The organism is Pseudomonas sp. NPDC077186, from assembly GCF_044543505.1.
Classification (GTDB): Bacteria; Pseudomonadota; Gammaproteobacteria; order Pseudomonadales; family Pseudomonadaceae; genus Aquipseudomonas.
The window spans coordinates 584,283-605,402 of sequence record NZ_JBITWE010000003.1 but is presented as its reverse complement, the minus strand read 5'-3'; the positions used below and the strand labels follow the sequence as shown (position 1 = coordinate 605,402).

General features: G+C 66.5%; 14 protein-coding genes. 3 read left to right on the top strand and 11 right to left on the bottom strand.

Going from position 1 to position 21,120, the window contains the following annotated elements; genetic code table 11:
* Window positions 1-115 precede the first annotated feature (115 nt).
* A complete protein-coding gene (locus ACIGKL_RS14770; RefSeq protein ID WP_397487363.1) occupies window positions 116-1,807 on the bottom strand; it encodes a BCCT family transporter in 1,692 nt (563 codons plus the stop codon).
* Between the two features lie 804 nt (window positions 1,808-2,611).
* Between ACIGKL_RS14770 and ACIGKL_RS14765 the strand changes: the two genes are divergently transcribed.
* Entirely contained in the window at window positions 2,612-3,394 is a 783-nt protein-coding gene (locus tag ACIGKL_RS14765; RefSeq protein ID WP_397487362.1) for a hypothetical protein, read from the top strand.
* A 527-nt stretch (window positions 3,395-3,921) separates the two neighbouring features.
* Here ACIGKL_RS14765 and ACIGKL_RS14760 read toward each other — a convergent pair.
* Window positions 3,922-5,589: a BCCT family transporter gene (locus tag ACIGKL_RS14760; RefSeq protein ID WP_397487361.1), complete on the bottom strand. Its 1,668-nt coding sequence runs from the start codon at window positions 5,587-5,589 to the stop codon at window positions 3,922-3,924.
* Between the two features lie 268 nt (window positions 5,590-5,857).
* Between ACIGKL_RS14760 and cls the strand changes: the two genes are divergently transcribed.
* Both cls and ACIGKL_RS14750 read left to right on the top strand, forming a co-directional pair.
* Complete coding sequence (gene cls, locus ACIGKL_RS14755; protein ID WP_397487360.1) at window positions 5,858-7,297, top strand: cardiolipin synthase; 1,440 nt, start codon at window positions 5,858-5,860, stop codon at window positions 7,295-7,297.
* Window positions 7,298-7,351: 54 nt separating this feature from the next.
* Entirely contained in the window at window positions 7,352-8,080 is a 729-nt protein-coding gene (locus tag ACIGKL_RS14750; RefSeq protein ID WP_397487359.1) for a substrate-binding periplasmic protein, read from the top strand.
* 191 nt (window positions 8,081-8,271) lie between these two features.
* On the opposite strand, the gene ACIGKL_RS14745 is transcribed toward ACIGKL_RS14750, so the two are convergent.
* The 9 genes from ACIGKL_RS14745 to ACIGKL_RS14705 all read right to left on the bottom strand — a co-directional run bounded on the left by ACIGKL_RS14745 (window position 8,272) and on the right by ACIGKL_RS14705 (window position 20,929).
* The gene (locus tag ACIGKL_RS14745) at window positions 8,272-10,362 is read right to left on the bottom strand and encodes a TonB-dependent siderophore receptor (protein ID WP_397487358.1); all 2,091 of its coding nucleotides are present in this window, start codon (window positions 10,360-10,362) and stop codon (window positions 8,272-8,274) included.
* 167 nt (window positions 10,363-10,529) lie between these two features.
* On the bottom strand, window positions 10,530-11,045 hold the full coding sequence (locus tag ACIGKL_RS14740) for a DUF3617 domain-containing protein (RefSeq protein WP_397487357.1): 516 nt from the start codon (window positions 11,043-11,045) through the stop codon (window positions 10,530-10,532).
* A gap of 327 nt (window positions 11,046-11,372) precedes the next feature.
* Window positions 11,373-11,780 carry a DUF1850 domain-containing protein gene (locus ACIGKL_RS14735; RefSeq protein ID WP_397487356.1) on the bottom strand — a complete coding sequence of 136 codons (408 nt, stop codon included), beginning with the start codon at window positions 11,778-11,780 and terminating at the stop codon, window positions 11,373-11,375.
* On the bottom strand, window positions 11,777-13,804 hold the full coding sequence (locus ACIGKL_RS14730; RefSeq protein WP_397487355.1) for a TRAP transporter permease: 2,028 nt from the start codon (window positions 13,802-13,804) through the stop codon (window positions 11,777-11,779). Before ACIGKL_RS14730 ends, ACIGKL_RS14735 begins: the two co-directional genes overlap by 4 nt.
* Before the next feature lie 208 nt (window positions 13,805-14,012).
* Entirely contained in the window at window positions 14,013-14,966 is a 954-nt protein-coding gene (locus ACIGKL_RS14725) for a TAXI family TRAP transporter solute-binding subunit (protein ID WP_397487354.1), read from the bottom strand.
* Between the two features lie 529 nt (window positions 14,967-15,495).
* The gene (locus ACIGKL_RS14720; RefSeq protein WP_397487353.1) at window positions 15,496-16,833 is read right to left on the bottom strand and encodes a sigma-54-dependent transcriptional regulator; all 1,338 of its coding nucleotides are present in this window, start codon (window positions 16,831-16,833) and stop codon (window positions 15,496-15,498) included.
* Window positions 16,834-17,123: 290 nt separating this feature from the next.
* Complete coding sequence (locus ACIGKL_RS14715; protein ID WP_397487352.1) at window positions 17,124-18,869, bottom strand: ATP-binding protein; 1,746 nt, start codon at window positions 18,867-18,869, stop codon at window positions 17,124-17,126.
* A gap of 37 nt (window positions 18,870-18,906) precedes the next feature.
* Entirely contained in the window at window positions 18,907-20,094 is a 1,188-nt protein-coding gene (gene cfaB / locus ACIGKL_RS14710) for a C17 cyclopropane fatty acid synthase CfaB (protein ID WP_397487351.1), read from the bottom strand.
* 136 nt (window positions 20,095-20,230) lie between these two features.
* On the bottom strand, window positions 20,231-20,929 hold the full coding sequence (locus ACIGKL_RS14705) for a (2Fe-2S) ferredoxin domain-containing protein (RefSeq protein ID WP_397487350.1): 699 nt from the start codon (window positions 20,927-20,929) through the stop codon (window positions 20,231-20,233).
* Window positions 20,930-21,120: the final 191 nt, after the last annotated feature.

Here is a 21,120-nt window from a genome sequence, read left to right as displayed (position 1 = left end):
GGCCGGTGCGCACAGCGCACCCTGGGCGACAAGAAAGCCGCGATACCCAGCGGCATCGCGGCTTTTTCTCGAGTGCGAGGGGCCCCCGCTCTGCCAGGGGCCCCTCGCACAGACGCTAGTCGCGCGACAGCACCCCGGCCCCGCCCGCCAGCGCACGCGGCTCGCTGAGCAGACCCTTGATGACGGCGACGCAACCCACCAGCAGCACCAGGGTGAACGGCAGGCCGGTGGACACCGCCATGGCCTGCAGTGCCACCAGGCCGCCGCCGAGCAACAGCGCCACGGCCAGCGCGCCCTCGAGCAGCACCCAGAACGCCCGCTGCGGCAGCGGCGCGTTGACCTTGCCGCCGGCGGTGATGGTGTCGATCACCAGGGAGCCGGAGTCCGACGAGGTGATAAAGAACAGCACCACCAGCACGATGGCGACGAAGGAGCTGATCGCGCCGATCGGCAGCTGGTCGAGCATGACGAACATCTTCAGCTCCAGCGCCGCCTGCTGCAGCTCGGTCAGACCGCCCAGGGCCTGATGCAGCGCGGTGCCACCGAAGGTGCTCATCCACAGCACCGACACCAGCGACGGCACCAGCAACACGGCGATGAGGAACTCGCGCACGGTGCGGCCGCGGCTGACCCGGGCGATAAACATGCCGACGAAGGGCGACCAGCTGATCCACCAGGCCCAGTAGAAGGCAGTCCAGCCCTGGCTGAAGTTGGCGTCCTCGCGACCGACCGGGTTGGACAGCGCCGGCAGGTACTGCAGGTAGGCGCCGAGGTTGTCCAGCACGCCGCTCAGCAGCAGCGCGGTGGGACCGGCGACCACCACGAATAGCAGCAACAGCAGGGCCAGGCCCAGGTTCAGCTCGGACAGGCGCTTGACCCCCTTGTCCACGCCGGCCAGCACCGAGCACAGCGCGATCAGGGTGATCACGGCGATCAGCAGCACCTTGGTGGTGGTGTCGGCCGGCAGGCCGAACAGGCTGTGCAGGCCGGCGGTGGCCTGCTCGGCGCCCAGGCCGAGCGAGGTGACCAGGCCGAACAGGGTGGCGAACACCGCGAGGATATCGATCACATGCCCCGGCCAGCCCCACACCCGCTCACCCAGGAGTGGGAAGAAGATCGAGCGGAACGACAGCGGCAGGCCCTTGTTGAAGGCGAACAGCGCCAAGGCCAACGCGACTATGGCGTAGATCGCCCAGGGGTGCAGGCCCCAGTGGAAGATGGTGGTGGCCATGCTCAGCCGCGCCGCCTCGGCGGAATCGCCGGCGGCCGCGCCGAGCGGCGCCCAGTCGCTGCGCACACCGTTGTCGCCGACCGTGACGCCGGCCAGCGACGAGTCGTAGTGCGACATCGGCTCGGCCACGCCATAGAACATCAGGCCGATGCCCATGCCGGCGGCGAACAGCATGGCGAACCAGGACGTATAGGAATAGTCGGGCCGCGCCAGGGTGCCGCCGAGGCGCACCTTGCCCAGCGGCGAGACGATCAGACCGAGGCACAGCAGCACGAAGATATTGGCCGAGCCGATGAAGAACCACGCCAGGTTCTGCGTCAGCCAGTCGCGCACGGCCTTGAACAGCGGCTCCACCTCGTTGTGCAGGGCCAGCGCCAGCACCACGAAGAGCAGCGCGCTGAGCGCCGAGACGATGAAGACCGTGCCGTGGATATCGAGATTGACCAGGTAGCGACCGCGGATATTGTCCTGGCCGACCACGTAGTCGGTGTCTATCAGAGTGGCGGCGCCGCTCGGGGCGGGGATGCCGTCGTCGTTGGCTGTGCTGGGCCCCTTGGACCCTCGGGCATGGCTCATATGGCTGCTCCTTATAGTTATCGCGTGCTCGACGCGGCGCGCGGCGCAGTGCCGCACGCGGAGGCCGACGCTAACAGAAGGAAAAACCGGCCAACGCGGCGCAAGCGGCGCGGGGCTATCCAATAGCGACGAGGGCGGCGCTGGGCGATGGAGAGCGCGTCGAACGGCTGGATTGCGCCGCGATCTGGTAGGAGCGGATTTATCCGCGAAGCTTTTAAAAACCGTGTCCCCTATTACTTCGCCTATGACCTTCTTGGCGATGGAGAGCGCGTCGAACCGCTGAATAGCACCGCGACCTTGCAGGAGCGGCCGGGCGGCATTGCGTTTATCCGCGAAGCCTTGGCTGCTTATCCACAGGCAAGCGCTGAACAGGCCACTTACCGTCACTCCCGCGCAGGCGGGAGCCCAGGTGCTACGGAGGAGCTGGATTGCCGCCTACGCGGGAATGACGGCTATTTCAGCTTCTCCACGAGAGTATCGGGAGGCTGATATCGCATGGGCGTTGGCGCGCGGCCGATCCTCCGGCGGCTGATAAAAAGCCAAGGCAAGCGCAGCTCTCCACCGTGGACAGCCTCAGCAAAAATGGACTAGCGTCCGACTTATGCCTGCCGGCATTACGCCAGCAGCCTGGCTTGTCGCCACCCTGTCGCGTGTTCTCCGGAGCCTGTTGCCTTTGCTGCGGCCGCTCTCAGGCAGACAGCGCCTTACAAGACGATGAGGAAGGTTGTCCGACAGCTGTTGCGGGGAAACGCGACAGCTATGTCGTCTAATAAATAGTTAGCCGCTCAACATGAGACTGTGCCTTTGAAAAAATCGAAGAAACAAAAAATTGAGCGGAACCCTAGATCCGAGTGGACATACGCGACCTCATCAATTGAAGTCAGTGAAATATCTCTAAAATATGATCCAGTATCTGACACAGTCACGTTTTTATCCCCGCTTGAGAACGGATATCATGAGGCCAGCTACGAACGAGAAAAAGGGCCGAAAATATTAAATAGAATTCCAATTAAAGGCCAACAGCTAACGCTAGACCCTAATAGTTCTTTGGAAAATTTTGACCTGATTATCGCCATTGATACCAATACCAATATTATTGGTGAGCGAGAAATTTCAGCAACGGGAGTCATACTAGCAAACTGGGTTGAAGACCCAACAACAGAATCAAAATCCTTATGTTATAAAACACCTTTTTGCCTAGAGTTCACGGAACTATCAGAACCTAGAGAAAAAATTGGCTGGATAATGGCTCTCAGTGAACTACTCAAAAATAATCATCTTCCAAAAGCTGGAAAAATCGGTGTAGTTGTTGACTCTTACCTGAGCGAAATCCCCGCTATAAATGCGAAAGCCGAACCAATTTATGAAAATATCTTTTTGCCCAGCAATATGACCTTGCTCTACGCCAGTTCAGATGTTGGCCTCGAATACACAGCCAACAAACTAATAAAGTATGCCGACCAATCCGCAAAACTTGTTCTCGAGCACATAAAGTCAGGTCGAGCTAGCATCAACGAAAAAGTAATCTCTGGAAGACCATTCAAGGGCTATCGAAAAATACTTGGAAAGAACGCACCAAACGGCTAACAACTTATATGGACTCTCCCCACAAGCGGTGAGGAATAGCTTTTCGATCCTGTCGCCAGCGCGGCTGCACTCGTATATCCGGCCTTGTTCCGCTGCACGACTCGCCTGTTCCAACAGCGAACAGCCCGAACCAGCCGCGCACAAATGGTGGATGAAAAAGCGTCATCCACCCTACCTGGGCGGCGCTCCGGTTCGGGTGAACGCGCGGTGATGCGCGGCCGTTGGGTGGATAACGCTCCACTTATCCACCGGCGCCACTGCAACATCGGCACAGGCGATCCAATGCCGAACACCCAAAGCCCCTCTCCCCCAGCCCCTCTCCCGTAAACGGGAGAGGGGAGTCAGAGCCGGCGCGCGCCAGGCGGCTCCGGTCAGCCCGCCAGCCCTGTGGATAAACGGCAAAAGCTTCGCGGATAAACGCAATGCCGCCCAGCCGCTCCTACAGGGGTGGCGAACCCGAGGTCGCGAGGCCCGCGCATAAAAAAGCGCGCCCGCAGGCGCGCTCTCCGAGGCGGCGAGGCCGGCGCTTAGCGCGGCTCGCTCAGCAGCCCCTTGACGATGGACACGCAGCCCACCAGCAGCACGAGGGTGAACGGCAGCCCGGTCGACACCGCCATGGCCTGCAGCGCCACCAGGCCGCCGCCGAGCAGCAGGGCGATGGCGATCACCCCTTCGATGCTGGCCCAGAACACCCGCTGCGGCACCGGCGCGTTGACCTTGCCGCCGGCGGTGATGGTGTCGATCACCAAGGAGCCGGAGTCCGACGAGGTGATGAAGAACACCACCACCAGCACGATGCCGATAAAGGAGGTGATGGCGGTCAGCGGCATTTCGCCGAGCATGCTGAACAGCTTCAGTTCCAGGCCGGCTTCCTGGGCGCCGGTGAAACCGTCCACCAGCAGCTGGTTGATCGCGGTGCCGCCGAAGGCGGTCATCCACAGCACCGAGACCAGCGACGGCACCAGCAGCACGGCGATAAGGAACTCGCGCACGCTGCGGCCACGGCTGACGCGGGCGATGAACATGCCGACGAAGGGCGACCAGCTGATCCACCAGGCCCAGTAGAAGGCGGTCCAGCCCTGGCTGAAGTTGGCGTCCTCGCGGCCGATGGGGTTGGACAGCGCCGGCAGGTACTGCAGGTAGGCGCCGAGGTTGTGGAAGAAGCCGGTGAGGATGGCCAGGGTCGGTCCGGCGATGATGACGAACAGCAACAAGGCCATGGCCAGCGCCATATTCAGCTCGGACAGGCGCTTGACCCCCTTGTCCAGGCCGGCGACCACCGAGGCCAGGGCGATGATGGTGATGGCGACGATCAGCAGCACCTTGCTGGTATCCGTGGCGCTGATGCCGAACAGGTATTCCATCCCCGCGGCGGCCTGTTCGGCGCCGAGACCGAGCGAGGTGACCAGGCCGAACAGGGTGGCGAACACCGCGAGGATGTCGACCACGTGGCCCGGCCAACCCCACACGCGCTCGCCGAGGATCGGGTAGAAGATCGAGCGGATCGACAGCGGCAGGCCCTTGTTGAAGGAGAACAGCGCCAGCGCCAACGCGACTATGGCGTAGATCGCCCAGGGGTGCAGGCCCCAGTGGAAGATGGTCGCGGCCATGCCCAGGCGCACCGCCTCCTCGCTGTCGCCGGCGGCGCCGGCGAGCGGCGCCCAGTCGGTGCGCACGCCGTCCTCGCCGAGCGTGATGCCGGCCATCGCCGAGCTGTAGTGCGACATCGGCTCGGACACGCCGTAGAACATCAGGCCGATGCCCATGCCGGCGGCGAACAGCATGGAGAACCAGCCCGTGTAGCTGTAGTCGGGGGTGGCTTCCTTGCCGCCGATGCGCACCTTGCCCAGCGGCGAGACGATCAGGCCGAGGCAGAGCAGGACGAAGACGTTGGCGGCGCCGATGAAGAACCAGGCCATGTGGTGAGTGAGCCAGTCGCGCAGCGCGCTGAACAGCGGCTCGACCTGGTTCTGCAGGGCCAGGGCCAGCACCACGAAGATCACCGCGACCAGCGCGGAGATGGTGAAGACCTTGCCGTGGATATCCATCGAGAAGATGAATTTGCCCTGGATGTTGTCCTGACCGATGACGTAGTCGGTGTCGATCAGGTTGGCAGCGCCGGTCGGGGCCGGAATGCCGTCGGGGGTTGCCGCTGCGGGTGGCGGGGTCATGTCATGCGAAGGGACGTTTCCCATGTGGCGTGCTCCTTGATGCGTTTGACTCGCTGAACGAGCGTGAACAGGACGGTCTGCCCTCCTCAAGTAAAGACGACCCACTCTTGGGTCGAACCGAAAAGGGTAACAGATGAAACCGGCTCATGCAGAAATAGCCCTGTATGAAAGCGGCAAATACAGTCGCGAAACCGCCCCCCTGCCATTCGCCGCGGGGCCGTGGCAGGATGGCCGGCGAACGTCGCGCAACGCCCGTGGTCAGCTGGATACGGCCCCCGCAGCGAGGAAGTCCATGGAGTTTGGCATCCCCCACCTGTTCGCCTGGCTGATCGCCGCGATCCACGGCCTCGGCGTGCTCGCCGCGATCCATGCGGTGCTCACCGTGCGCACCGCCCAGGGTGCCCTGGCCTGGGGCCTGTCGCTGTTCTTCATGCCCTACCTGACGCTGCTGCCCTACCTGGTGTTCGGCCGCAGCCGCTTCGATGCCTACGTCAAGGCGCGGCGCCAGGCCGACGCCGAGATGCGTCAGGCCATGGCCGCGCAGGACTGGCGGCCCTGGGTCGAGGAAGCCAAGGCCGCGCACCAGGCGCCGGCCTATCAGCGCCTGCGCGCCCTGCCGCAGCTGGCGCAGATGCCCGGCCTGACCGGCAACCGGGTGCAGTTGCTGATCGACGGCGAGGCCGCCTTCGCCGCCCTGTTCGAGGCGCTGCAGGGCGCGCAGCGGGCGATCCTGCTGCAGTTCTTCATCATCCGCGACGACGCCCTCGGCCGCCGCCTGCAGCAGCTGCTGCTGGCCCGCGCCGCCGCCGGGGTGCGGGTGCATGTGCTCTACGACGGCGTCGGCAGCCACGCCCTGCCGCGGCCCTATATCGACGCGTTGCGCGCCGGCGGCGTGCAGATTCACGCCTTCCCCACCCGTGGCGGGCTGCTCAACCGCTTCCAGCTGAATTTCCGCAACCACCGCAAGATAGTCGTGGTCGACGGCCAGATCGGTTTTCTCGGCGGGCTCAACGTCGGCGTCGAGTACCTCGGGCAGAAGCCGCCGCTGGCGCCCTGGCGCGACACCCACGTGGAGGTACGCGGGCCGGTGGTGGCCAGCCTGCAGGAGGCCTTCGCCGAGGACTGGTTCTGGGCCTGCCACCAGTTGCCGCCGCTGCTGCTGCCGCACAAGCAGGACGAGCCGGGGGTGCTCTGCCAGGTGATCGCCAGCGGCCCGGCCGACCCGCAGGAGACCTGCTCGCTGCTGTTCGTCGAGGCGATCCAGGCGGCGCATGAGCGGCTCTGGCTGAGCAGCCCCTACTTCGTCCCGGACGAGGCGGTGTCCGCGGCGCTGCGCCTGGCGGTGCTGCGCGGGGTGGACGTGCGCATCCTGCTGCCGGCGCGCGCCGATCACCGGGTGGTCTACGCCGCCTCCAGCCTGTACGCCTTCGAGGCGCTGCGCGCCGGGGTGCGGATCTTCCGCTACCAGCCGGGCTTCCTCCACCAGAAGGCGCTGCTGATCGACAGCGACGCCTGCCTGCTGGGCAGCGCCAACCTGGACAACCGCTCGTTCCGCCTGAATTTCGAGGCCAGCCTGCTGACCCTGGACACGGCCTTCGCCGAACAGGTGGCGAGCATGCTGGAGGAGGACTTCAGCCGCTCGCGCGAGCTGGTCAACGCCGACCGGCGCAACCTGCACCGCCTGCAGCAGCTGGGCATGCGCGTGGCGCGGCTGATCTCGCCGATTCTCTAAGCCGCGACTATGGTTAAGGGGCCGCCCGCTGCTTGCCGTCAGCGAGACCCCGCGATGAAGACACCGCTCGCCCTGCTGCTCTGCCTTTGCCTCTGCCTCGATGCCCTGGCGCAGGAGCCGATTCGCGTCGGCGTCGAGCTGCAACCCTACCAGCCCTACTCCGACGTGCATGGCGGCGAGTACCGCGGCTACGCCCGCGAGCTGCTGGACGCCTTCGCCGCCGAGCGCGGCTACCGTTTCGTCTACGCGCCGCTGCCGGTGCGGCGCCTGCTCGGCGATTTCCTCGGCGGCCGGCTCGACCTCAAGTTCCCCGACCACCCGCAATGGAACGCCGAGCAAAAGGCCGGTCACCAGATCTACTACAGCCAGCCGGCGGCGCCCTACGTCGACGGCATCCTGGTCAAGCCGGCGCACCTCGGCCAGGGCCAGGCGCGCATCCGTCTGCTCGGCACGCAGAACGGCTTCACCCCCTGGCCCTATCTGGAGGAGATTCGCGCCGGGCGCATCAGGCTGATCCAGGCCAACCAGATCGACTCGCTGCTGCGCATGGCGATGAGCGACCGGGTCGACGCGGTGTACCTCAACCCGCGGGTGGTGGCCCACCACCTGGGTCAGCTACGCCTGGCGCCGGACGCCCTGGTGTTCGATGCGCAGCTGGCGCACGTGGAGGATCACTACTACCTGTCGAGCATCAAGCGCCCGCAGCTGATTGCCGAGTTCGACCGTTTCCTGCTGGAGCGGGCCGAACTGGTGGGGGAAATCCGCCGTCGCCACGGGCTGTGAGCCGGCCCGTGGCGATGCGGCGGTGGATCAGCCGTAGGGTGGGCTTGAGCCCACCAACGCTGGCCAGCGTGGGCTGAAGCGGATCACCGCCCGGCCCACCCTACAAGGCCCCCGAGCCTTCCCTGGAGCGCCTAGCAACAGCTAACCAAGACAGGGCCCCGTGGAAGGCCCCGTGGCGCCGCGGCGGTGGATCAGTACTTCCAGCTGACGCTCATGCTGGCGTTGCGCGGGGCCGCGTAGTAGGCCTGGGTCCAGTAGAGGCTGGTCAGGTACTTCTCGTCGGTGACGTTGTTGAGGTTGGCCGAGACGCTCCAGTTGGGATCGATATCGTAGCTGGCCATCAGGTTGACCACCGCATAGGCATCCTGCTCGGCGATGCCGTTGTACACCTTGTCCTGCCAATTGAGGCTGGCACCGACCTTGAGCTGCTCCAGGCCGGGAATGCGGTAGGTGGTGGAAGCCTTGAACATATGCTTGGGCGAGTAGGTCACCGCGTGCTTGTCCTCGGCGTCGGTGATGTCGACGAAGGTGTAACCGGCCATCGCCTGCAGGCCCGGCAGCAGTTCGCCGGAGACCTCCAGCTCGTAGCCCTCGCTGGTGATACCTTCGACGGCGCGGTAGATGGTGGTGGAACCGACCATGCCGGCCACTTCGGCGACGTTGTCCTGCTCGGTGCGGAACACCGCCAGGGAGAGGTTGACCCGATCGTCGAACAGCTCGCCCTTGATCCCGGCCTCGTAGTTGACCCCTTCAACCGGCGCCAGACGCGAGCCGGTGATATCGGTCTTGGTCTGCGGATCGAAGATCTCGGTGTAGCTGGCGTAGACCGAGTACTGCTCGGTGAGGTCGTAGACCAGGCCGGCATAGGGCACCACCTTGCCGCTGTTCTTCGAGGATTTCGCCAGGCCGTAGTTGGTGCCGTCGCTCTTCAAGTCGACCACCCGGGTACCGGTGATCAGGCTGAGGTCGTCGGTCAGGCTCCAGCGTGCGGCGCCATAGAAGCTCTGCATGCGGTCGGTGAAATCGCTGCCGGCGGTGCCGGCGTCGTTACGCGGCTGCGGATAGTCACCGTCCCATTGCTCCAGCGGCGGCAGGGCGGTGCCGGTGGAGGAGTCGTACCAGGACATGTCCTCCAGCTCCGAACGCGACCAGCTGGCACCGAGCACCGCGTCATGCTGGCGACCGCCCAGGGCGAAGGCGCCGTTGAGCTGCAGGTCGCCGATCAGCTGGGTGTTCTTGTCCTTGTACTCGGACGGGTAGCTGAACAGGCCCAGGCCGGTGTCGCGATCCGGGGTGCCGTAGACGTAGAACAGCGAGCCGTCGCCTTCCTTCTTCACATAGGTGACCACGGCCTTGGCCTGCCAGCCGTTGCCCAGGTCGTGGGCCAGTTCGGCGAAGGTGCGGTTCTCCTGCACGTCCCAGTAGGCCCAGTCGGCCGAGGTGCTGGTGGAACGCGAGTAGTCGGTCTTCGAACCGTCGCTGTAGTTGAGTGGCAGGGCGCCCCACATCGGCGAGTTGGCGTCGCTCTTCTGCAGGGTATGGCCGATGGTGAACAGGGTCTTGTCGCTCAGATCGGCTTCCAGCACGCCGTGGAAGACGTTCTTCTCGCGCGAGTACATGTCCAGGTAGGAGTTCTTGTTCTCGTGGGCGTAGACCGCGCGGCCGCGGATATTGCCGGCGTCGGTCAGCGCGCCGGAGACGTCGGCGTCGATGCGGCGCTTGTCCCAGGAACCGCCGGTCAGGTCGATGCGCGCCTGCGGCGTGGCGGTCGGGCGCTTGCGCACGAAGTTGATGGTGGCCGAGGGGTTGCCGGTGCCGGACATCAGGCCGTTGGCGCCACGGATCACCTCGACGCGCTCGTAAATGGCGGTGTCCAGATCGCCTTCGACGTTGCCGTATACGAAGGGAATGCCGATGCCGTCGTACTGGAAGTTGGTGATGTCGAAGCCGCGGGCGGTGTAGTAGGTGCGGTCGGTCTCGACCTCCTGCACCTGGATGCCGGTGGCCATCTTCAGCGCATCGTTGACGCTGTCGAGGTGGAAGTCGTCGAGCTGGGCGCGGTTGATGGTGGAGATCGACTGCGGGGTCTGCCGTGGGGTCAGGTCCAGCTTGGTGGCGGCGCTGCTGGGCTGCGACTTGTAGCTGTCGACCTCGGTCGCCTCGGCGCTACCAACCACGGTCTGGGCATCCAGCTCGAGCTGCTCCTGCTCGGCGGCCAGGGCCTGGTTGAAACTGCAGGCGGCCGCAATCGCCACGGCCAGGTGGGTTTTTCTACTGAACAAGGGACTTCTCCTAATGCGCTGTCGATGGCCGCGATTCGTCCCTTGGCAGCCGGATGCCTCATTGGCAGTGCATCCGCACGAGTGCAAATGCTAATAGTTATCGACAGAATTCTCGCAACAGAATGTTTCCCGCGTCAATACGAATTATTTACATCCACACCCGAAGCTCATTGCCCGCGCAGGCTGCCGCAGTCCGCGCTCACCCAGCGCGCGCGGCTTTCCATGCTGCTGGGCTGGCCGTTGTAGGTGCCGGTGACCTTGGTGGTGAACTCCCGGTCGCTGACGAACTGGGTCTCCCCTTCGCCCTGGGCGTCCGGGCAGCTGAAGCGAAAGCGCCAGCGCTGGTCGCTGCGTTCGAGGATCTCGTTGCTGCAGCCGGACTCGGCGTCGTGCAGGGGAATGTCCTGGGCGGCGATCTGCTCGGCGGTCAGGCACATCTGCACGCCGCCGGCGCCAAGCTTGATGCCCTGCTCGGCCATCATGTTCTCCATCATCTGGCGCTGTTCGGGCGGCAGGTTCTGCAGCTGCGCCAGCATCTGCTCCATGCCGGGCATGGCCTGGCCGCCGACCTGCATGTTGTGCGAGCTGACCTCCCAGACGCCGGGCTGGAGATCCAGGGCGCTGGCCATGACGGGCGACAGACAGAGTGCGAGCGGCAGGGCGAAGCGGTAGAGGGTGCGCATGGCGGGTCTCCTGAACGGGTGATTGGCCAAGCCTAGCAGGCCGCAGTCGTAGGGTGGGTTAGCCGCCTGTTGCGGTTGCCGATCCATTCGCTGAGCACGGTGCGGCGTAACCCACCATCGGCGCCACGCATTCCATCGCCTGGTGGGTTACGCGGCGCGCTACCTTCCCGCGTGGCTATGAGTTCGGTATTCGGCGCCGCTAACCCACCCTACGGTTAGTCGCAGGCCGCAGATGAACAAAACCCCCACCGGCTCGCGCCGCATGGGGGTTTCCTTCTTTTGATCCGGCACTTGTGGCGCCGGGAGCATGGGTCCGCTCTGGCGAACCTAGCCCGCGTCAGCCGCGGGGGAGCCCAGCTCGCAGCTCCAGAGTTCCAACGCCGGCTGGCTCGCTTGTGGCGGGCCGAGCCAGTCGCTCAGCGGGCGACAACGCTGGTCGATACAGAGTTGGTAATCCCCGGCTTCGGGCGTACGCCCGACTCGCAGGGGTTGCAAAGGCGGTAGCCGACGCTGGTAGTGCCAGCTGCCATTGCGCAGTTCGGCGCCGTCGGGAATCTCCATCCCGGCGCCGGAACCCTTGACCCGCGCCTCGCCGAGGACCAGGCCCTCGGCGCTGACGCGGTAATCCTCTTCCCAGCGGATCTTCTCGATCGTGTGATCCCAGGCCAGGGTGAAGGCCGGCACGGGCAGCTCTGCCCATACCGCGCCGGCCAGCCCCAGGCACAGGCCGATCACGCCAGCGCCGCCTGGGCGCGACGGGCACGCCAGATGTGCTGGCCGATGAAGATGGCGCTGAGGGCGAAGCCGACCTCGTCGCTGATCGGCGTGGCCAGGATCAGGCTGGCGCCGGCGGCGAAGCCCAGGGCACGTTCCCACCAGCTCAGCTTGGCCTGCAGGAAGCCGGTGAACACCGCGCCCCAGATGCCGATGGCCAGCAAGGCCTTGAGGCCCACGTAGGCGGTCGCCAGCAGACTGTCGCCCTGCAGCATCAGCGCCGGCGAGTAGACCGCCATGTAGGGCACGACGAAGCCGGCCACGGCGATGCGCACCGCCCACAGGCTGATCTTCAGGCCGCGCTCCTTGGCGATCGGCGCCGCGGCGAAGCAGGCCAGCGCCACCGGCGGGGTGAGGTCGGCCATGATGCCGAAGTAGAAGACGAACATGTGCGAGACGATCAGCGGCACACCCAGCTCCAGCAACGCGGGCGCGGCGATCGAGCTGGTGATGATGTAGTTGGGGATGGTCGGGATGCCCATGCCCAGCACCAGGCAGGTGAGCATGGTCAGCACCAGCGAGAGGAACAGGTTGTCCTGGCCGATGGCGAGGATGTAGCCGGCGAAGGTGGAGGCCACCCCGGTCAGCGACACCACGCCGATGATCACCCCGACCAGGGCGCAGGCGATACCCACCGGCACCGCGTGGCGCGCGCCTTCGACCAGCGCGTGCAGGCACAGGGTCAGGGTGTCGCGGCCGCCCTTGACGAACCAGCAGGCCGCCACCAGCACGCCGATGACGCCGAACACCACGCCGATGCCGAGCTGGAAGAAGCCGGCGCAGAGCACGCCGAGGGCGATCCAGAAGGCGAAGCGCATGGCCTTGGACGACACCCGCAGGATGATCGCCGAGCCGAGGATGACCATGGCGGTCAGGGCCAGGCCGACGGTGCCGGAGAACAGCGGCGTACGCCCGGAGAACAGCAGGTAGATCAGGATCAGTAGCGGGATCAGCAGGAACCAGCGCTCGCGCACGGCCTTCCACGGGTTCGGGCATTCGTCCTTGGGCAACCCGCTCAGGTTGGCGCGACGCGCTTCCAGGTGGACCATCCAGAACACCGAGCCGAAGTACAGCAGCGCCGGGATCAGCGCGGCCTTGGCCACCTCGAAGAACGGCACGTTGATGGTCTCGGCCATGATGAAGGCCACCGCGCCCATGATCGGCGGCATGATCTGGCTGCCCATCGAGGAGGTCGCCTCGACGCCGCCGGCGAAGGCCGGACGGTAGCCGAAGCGCTTCATCAGCGGGATGGTGAACTGGCCGGTGGTGACCACGTTGGCCACGCCGGAACCGGTGATGGTGCCCATCAGCGCCGAGGACACCACCGACACCTTGGCCGGGCCGCCGACCTTGTGGCCGAACAGGCCCATGGCGAAGTCGGTGAACAGCTTGATCATCCCGGCCTGCTCGAGGAAGGCGCCGAACAGGATAAACAGGAAGATGTAGGTGGCCGAGACGTAGGTCGGCGTGCCGTACAGCCCTTCGGTGCCGAACGACAGCTGGTTGACAATCTGGTCGATGCCGTAGCCGCGGTGCATCAGGTCGCCCGGCAGGTACTGGCCGAACAGGCCGTAGACCAGAAACAGCGCGCAGATGATCGGCAGGGCGATGCCCATGACCCGCCGCGCGGCCTCGAACACCAGCACGATCAGGGTCAGGCCGATCAGCATGTCGGCCGTGGTCAGGTCGCCCGAGCGCTGGATCAGGTCCGCCTCGAAGTACCACTGGTAGCCCGCTGTGGCCATGCCGGCCAGGCCCAGCAGCCAGGCCAGCGGCTGCCAGGGGCGCTTGGCGCCGAAGGCCGGCACGCTGATGAACACCAGCAGCAGCAGGAAGCCGACGTGCACCGCACGCAGCACCTGGGTCGACACCGGGTGGAAGGCCGCGGTGACGATCTGGAAGATGGAAAACAGCAGCGCGACGGCAAACAGCGCCTTCGGCCAGTCGGACGGGCTGGCGCCCAGACCCTGATTCTGCTCACTCATGGAGTGCAAACCTCGTGACTACTTCGATTGCGGTGACAGAGTCGCCAACAAAACCCACCGCCTGTGAACGCCGGTTTTATTCGCGATTCTGCGTCGGCCCGCGGGGCCGGTTAGACCTGTAGGTTGGGTTGAGCGCAGCGAAACCCAACGAGAGACCTCGAGCGGTGCTACGCACCGCCTGTCGGGCTTCGCTGCGCTCAGCACCGACCTACAGCGCGCCGGCTTCCTTGTAGAAGCGCTCGGCGCCCGGGTGCAGCGGGATCGGCAGGTTCTGCGTGGCGCTTTCCAGCTTGATGTCCTGGGCCGCGGAGTGGGCGGTGCCCAGGCGGCCAAGGTTGTCGAACATCAGCTTGGTCATCTGGTAGGCCACCTCGTCGGAGACGCCTTCATGGCTGACCAGGATGTTGGTGATGGCCACGGTGGGCACGTCGGCGTCCTGGCCGTCGTAAGTGCCGGCCGGGATGGTGGCGGCCTGGTAGGCGGCGTTGTCGATCTTCGCGGTGACGTCGGCCGGGATGGCGACGAAGCTGATCTTCATGGTCGAGGCCAGGTCGCGGATAGCGGCCATGCCCAGGCCGGAGGACTGCAGGGTGGCGTCGAGCTGGCGGTTCTTGATCAGCTCGACCGACTCGGCGTAGGGCAGGAACTCGACCTTGCCCATGTCCTCGTAGCTCAGGCCGGCGGCCTCGAAGATGGCGCGGGCGTTGAGCTCGGTGCCGGACTTCGGCGCGCCGACGGAAATGCGCTTGCCCTTGAGGTCGTCCAGGGTCTGGATGCCGGATTCGGCGTTGGCGACGATCTGGATGTAGTTCGGGTAGGTGCCGGCGATGGCGCGGATCTTCTTCAGCGGCGCCTTGAAGCCGGCGTCTTCCACGCCGTTCCAGGCATCGGCCACCGAGTCGCCGAGGGCGAAGGCCAGTTCACCGCGACCGGCCTGCAGCAGGTTGAGGTTTTCCACCGACGCCTTGGTCGCCTGCACCGAGGTCTTGGCGCCGTCGATGCCGTTGCTGTACAGCTGCGACAGGGCCACGCCGATCGGGTAGTAGACGCCGCTGGTGCCGCCGGTCAGCACGTTGATGAAGGTCGGGGCGGCGAGCACCGCGGTGCTGGCAGTGATGGCCGCGGCAGCGGCGAACAGGCTGAGTTTCTTGGTCAGTCGCATGGAAGTATCTCCGTCGTTGTTATGGCTATATGCAGAGTTTCACTCTAGACGATGCTCTCCGCGGCAAAGCGGCGGGCGCCGTCGGCGGTGCGCGATCAGCGGCGCAGGGTGCAGCGTGGGACAAGGGCCGCGGCGGGCGCGGTCGAGAGGCGGCCCATGCACGGCAGCATGGCGCGGGAGACTGGGCAGTTCATGGGCAGACCTCTTGTCGTTGTTATGGTCGCCGCGGCGGCAGACTGCTGCGCGGCTGTATCTGTCATAGCAGATGCCGTGCCAGAGCCTGAAAGGCCCGATATAGAGGGGTTTTATCGAGAGACCGGGGCAGCTTTGAGCGGGAATCCGCCTAGCCCTGTGACGCAGTCGGCAAAAATCCGCTTATCGTGACTTTGCCATGCACACCGCTTTTCCCGTGCATGGGTGCGCGCGGCCTAGGCGACCCCGCGACACCCTACGAAATTTCACGAATCGCCGTAGGGTGCGCTGTGCGCACCACGAACAAGCACGGTCCTTTCGGTGCGCACGGCGCACCCTACTCTTCGCCGGGCAAATAGTCGCCGCGCGCCAGGCCGTGGCGCTGCATCTTTTCGTTGAGGGTGCGCCGCGGCAGCTGCAGCATCTCCATCACCGCGGCGATATTGCCCTGGCATTGCAGCAGGGCGTTGTGCAGGCATTGCGCCTCGAAGGCCTCCATCTGCTGGGCCAGCGCCTGGCCGGCGAAACGCTCGGCCGGCGGCGGGCTGGACAGGCCCAGGGCATGGCGCTCGGCGGCGTTGATCAGCTCGCGCACGTTGCCCGGCCAGTCGTGGCCGAGCAGCCGCGCCAGCTCGCTGGGCGCCAGCCCCGGCGCCTCGCGGCCATGGCGTCGCGCGGCCTCCTGGGCGAAGTGCTCGAACAGCAGCGGGATGTCCTCGCGGCGTTCGCGCAGCGGCGGGATCTGCAGGGTGGCGACGTTGAGGCGATAGAGCAGGTCCTCGCGAAAGCGCCCGGCCCTGACTTCATCGAGCAGGTCCGGCTTGGCCGCGCTGATCACCCGCAAATCGACCTGGATGCTCTTGTTCGAACCGAGGCGTTCCAGGGTCTTCTCCTGCAGCACGCGCAGCAGCTTGACCTGCTGCGCCAGCGGCAGGCTCTCCACCTCGTCGAGGAACAGGGTGCCGCCGTCGGCGTGTTCGATGCGGCCGATGCGCTTGGCCTGGGCGCCGGTGAAGGCGCCGCTCTCGTGGCCGAACAGCTCGCTCTCGAAGATGGTCTCGGGGATCGCCGCGCAATTGAGCGCGGCGAAGGCCTTGCCGGCGCGCGGGCTGAAGTCGTGCAGGCAGCGCGCCACGCGCTCCTTGCCGCTGCCGGTCTCGCCGCGGATCAGCACGTTGACCGAGGTGCCGGCCAGCTCGAGGATCTGCCGGCGCAGGTTCTCCATCGGCCGCGAGATGCCGATCAGCTGGCTTTCGATACGGCCCTTGTCGGCCACCTGCTGGCGCAGCAGGCGGTTCTCGCAGACCAGGCGGCGCTTGTCGAGGGCGCGGCGCACGCTATCGAGCAGGCGCTCGGGGGTGAAGGGTTTCTCGATGAAGTCGTAGGCGCCCTGACGCAGCGCCTGCACCGCCATGGGCACGTCGCCGTGGCCGGTGACCAGGATCACCGGCAGGTCGGCGTCGACCTGCAGCAGTTTGTCGAGCAGCTGCAGGCCATCGCTGCCGGGCATGCGTACATCGCTGACGACTATGCCGGGGTAGTCGCGATCCACCAGCGCCAGCGCCTCGGCCGCGCTGGCGCAGCTGCGCACGGTGAAACCGGACAGCTCCAGCCACTGCTGCACCGCCTCGCGAATCGCCGCCTCGTCGTCGACTACTATCACCTGAGCGCTCATGCCACCTCCTCTGGAAAACGGCGGGAGTGTAGCCCGGATGCAATCCGGGGCAACAACCGGTGCGCGATCCCCGGATTGCATCCGGGCTACGGTGCCGGCCGTCACCCCGTGGGAGGGGCTTTAGCCGCGACGGGGGCGCCTGTGTTTCGCGGCTAAAGCCCCTCCCACCTATCCGCAGCCGCCGCCATCCCTCGATTGCATCCGGACCATGATCTATCGCGGCTACGACTGCATGGATGCAGGAGCTAGGGCGAAGCAGGATGCCTGGGCCGAAAGCCCCTCCACCAGGGTTACGCGGCCGCCGGCAGCCGCAGGGTAAAGCGCGCACCGCGCTCGCCGTTGCTCGCCTGCAGGCTGCCGCCCAGCTCGCGGACGATGCCGTAGGACACCGCCAGGCCGAGGCCCAGGCCCTGGCCCACCGGCTTGGTGGTGAAGAACGGCTCGAACACCCGATCCAGCACCTCGGCGGCGATGCCGCCGCCGCTGTCCTCGACGCTCAGCAGGCAGGCGTCGCCGTCGCGGGCGATACGCACCTCGAGGATGCGCGCCTCGCTGTCGGCCATGGCGTCGAGGGCGTTGTGCAGCAGGTTGAGCAGCACCTGCTCGAGGCGGATGGCGTCGCCGAGCACCTCGGCCTCGGCGTCGACTTGCGTGCGCAGTTCCACCTGCTCGCTGCGCATGCGCGGCGCCAGCAGCTGCAGCGCCTGTTCCAGCACGTCGTCCAGGCACAGGCGCTCGCTGAGGCCGGCCGGGGTCTTGCGGGCGAAGGTCTTCAGGTGGCCGGTGAGCGCGGCCATGCGCTGCAGCAGGCCGTCGATGCGCTGCAGGCCCTCGCGCACCGCTTCCGGTCGGCCGCTATCGAGGAGCAGACGCAGGCTGCCGAGCTGCATCTGCAGGGCGGTCAGCGGCTGGTTGATCTCGTGCGCCAGGGCCGCCGACATCTGCCCCAGGGCGGCCATCTTGGCGGCGTGCACCAGGCCGTCCTGGGCCTGGCGCAGCTCGGCGGTGCGCAGCTCCACCTCGCGCTCCAGGCGCTCGCGGATGCCGGCCTGCAGGCGCTGGTTCTTGCGCCGCTGGGCGAGGAACAGCAGGAGGAAGGCCAGGGTCATCCACACCCCGGCGGCAGCCAGGCGGTAGCTGCGCACGCTGTCGGCCAGGCCGGACGGCTCGCCGAGCAGATGCAGGGTCCAGCCCTCCTCGGGCATGGCCAGGCGCTGCCAGAGGTAGTCGCGGCTGCCGTCCGGGCCGTCCACCCGCACCCACTGGGCATCCTCGTCGATGCGCCGGTGGACCTCCTGGGCCAGCGGCTGCAGCGCCTGTTCGGCGTACTTGCGCACCTCCACCAGCTCGGCCCGCGCCCGCTCGTCGAGCGCCTGCAGGGCGCGAAAGCGCCAGGCCGGTTTGTTGCTGAGGATCACCACCTGGTAGCTGTCGGCCACCAGCAGCACGCCGGGCTGGCCGACCCACTCGCGCTGCAGCTCTTCCAGCTCCAGCTTGACCACCAGCACGCCGAGCAGCTCGCCGTCGTCGTCGCGCACCACATGGGAGAGGAAGTAGCCGGGGATGCCGGTGGTCACGCCGACCGCGAAGTAGCGCGCGCCCTCGTCACGCAGGGCGTCCTGGAAGTAGGGGCGGAAGGCGTAGTTGTTGCCGACGAAGCTGCTCCAGTCGCGCCAGTTGCTCGCCACCAGGGTCTCGCCCTGGGCATCGAGCAGGTACAGCACGGTGGAGCCGGCGGCGGCGTTGAGCCGTTCCAGGCGCTGGTTGAGGGCATGGCGCAACTGGCGATCCTGCGGCGCGCGCAGCAGGCTCTTGATGTCGCTGTCCAGCGCCAGCACCTCGGGCACCGAGCTGAAGCGCTCGACCAGGGTGCGGATCGACTGGGCGTAGAGCTGCAGCTGGCCGCGCGCCTCGACGCTGCGCTCGGCCCAGGCGCGCTGCTCGGCATGGCGCCCGCCCAGCCAGACGCTGAGCAGCAGGCCGGCGAGAATGGCCAGAACGGTGAGGGCGACGCGGTAGCGATGCTGCTGCGGCATGGGCGGCTCGACGGATGGGGTCGAGGCGCATCTTACTTCATTGCGAATAAAGGTCGGCGCGGGTCCAAGGCAGGTCGTGGCTGCCGTCCTCGCGCGGCTTGACCGCGAGGATCTGGTGCAGGTTCATCCAGCCGTGCTGGAAGCCGTAGGCGCAGCCGGCCAGGTACAGCCGCCAGATGCGCAGGGCCTTCTCCGGCACCAGCGCCGCCGCCTGCTGCAGACGCTGCTCCAGGCCCTGGCTCCATAGCTGCAGGGTGCGCGCGTAGTGCAGGCGCAGGCTCTCCACATCGACTATCTCCAAGCCGGCCTCGCTGATCGCCGCGCCGATGCTGACCAGGTGCGGCAGCTCGCCCTGGGGAAACACGTAGCGGTCGATGAATTCGCCGGCGCCGCGCCCCACCGGGCGGCCATCGGTGTAACGCGAGGTGATGCCATGGTTCAGCACCAGCCCGCCGGCCTTCACCGCGCCGAACAGACGCTGGCAGTACAGCGCCAGGTTGGCGTGGCCGACGTGCTCGAACATGCCGACGCTGACCACCTTGTCGAAGCGGCCGTCCTGCGCCAGGTCGCGATAGTCCAGCAGTTCCAGGGTCACACGCTCCTCCAGCCCGTCCTCGGCCACGCGCTGGCGGCCCAGTTCCAGCTGCGCCTGGCTGAGGGTGATGCCGAACACCCGGGCGCCGAACTCGCGGGCGGCGAAACGCGCCAGGCCGCCCCAGCCGCAGCCGACGTCGAGCAGCCGCTCGCCCGGTTGCAGGCGCAGCTTGCGGCACAGGTGGCGCAGCTTGGCCTGCTGGGCCTGGTCGAGGTCTTCCGCGCCGGTCTCGAAATAGGCGCAGGAATAGACCATGTCGCGATCCAGCCACAGCCGGTAGAAGTCGTTGGACAGGTCGTAGTGATAGCTGATGGCGGCGGCGTCGCTGCGCTTGTCGTGGGCGCTGCGCGGCTCCAGCGGCGCGGCGGCGTCGCCGAGCAGCGCGCTGCTCAACGCATCGCCCACGGCGATGACCTGATCGATCGGCCCTTCCAGGTCGAGCTTGCCCTCGACATAGGCGCCGCCGAGGGCGTCCAGGCTGGGGCTGGCCAGCTGGCTGACCAGGCTCGGGTCCTTGACCACCAGGGTCACCTTGGGCCGCGGCCCCAGGTCGATCTGCTTGCCGTCCCACAGCTTCAGACGCAGCGGCAGCTGCAGTTCGCGGAGTACCGATGGCAGTTGCGCAAGCATGCGAAACCCTCCTGCGGATGCACGTGAAATCACATCCAGCCTAGTCCAGATGATCCCTCTGTCAGGCGATGGGTTCAATTGCCCGCGTTATCGGCCCCGTTCGCAGCCTGGATTAGCCGCCGGCGTAATCCGGGGCTCATTCGCCGCCATTGCCATCGATGCGCAGCTCCGGCAACGCCCGGCCCGCCACCAGGCGCTCGTCGACCAGGCGAATCACCGCCGCCTCGTCCCTGATGCCGTACCACTCGCCCTGAGGATAAAGGCTCGCGGTCGGCCCCAGGTCGCAGGGAAACTGGCACTGGCTGCGGGTGATATGCACGCCGCCCGCGCACTCCAGACGGCCCGCGACCTTGAGCCACTGACGCAGGGTTTTCCACAGGCCCAGCGCCCCCTTGCGCGTGCAGCGCGGGCCGTTGCACAGCAGCAGGCGCTGGGCGTGCGGCGGGATCTGCGACCAGGCGTGCTGCGCCGGAATCGGCGGCACCTCGCTGCAGGGGCTATGCGCCTCGCGGCGCTCGAGCAGCGCACCGAGGCCATCGAGCCAGGCGTCTTCCAGCGCGGTGCAGAGCACGAATACCCGGTCGCCATCGCCCCGCTCGGCGATGCGCTGGCGCAGCCAGTCGCGGTGCGCGGCATCGGCGCGCGGCTCCAGATCCACCACCAGCAGCGGTCGCGGCGCCTCATCGATGGTCTGCCAGCAGCCGTCCTGCTCGCTGTCATGCAGATGCGCCTCGCCGAGCAGCGCTTCGATGCGCTGCTGCAAGAGCTCGGCCGAGGCCCCACGACCCAGGCCGGGGCCGATAAACAGGATGCGCGCATAAGGAGCTTGGTTCATCAGGGTCTCCAAAAGGGCCGGCAGTCTAGCAGCGCGTCATGGCCCAAATGCAATCCGGGTAGCATGTAGGTTGGGCTGAGGAGCTTGCGACGAAGCCCAACGGGGATTTTCGAGGGCTGGAGATCGCCGAGCGGAGCCCTGCGGGCTCCCTGTTGGGCTTCGCTGCGCTCAGCGCCAACCTACCGCGCCAG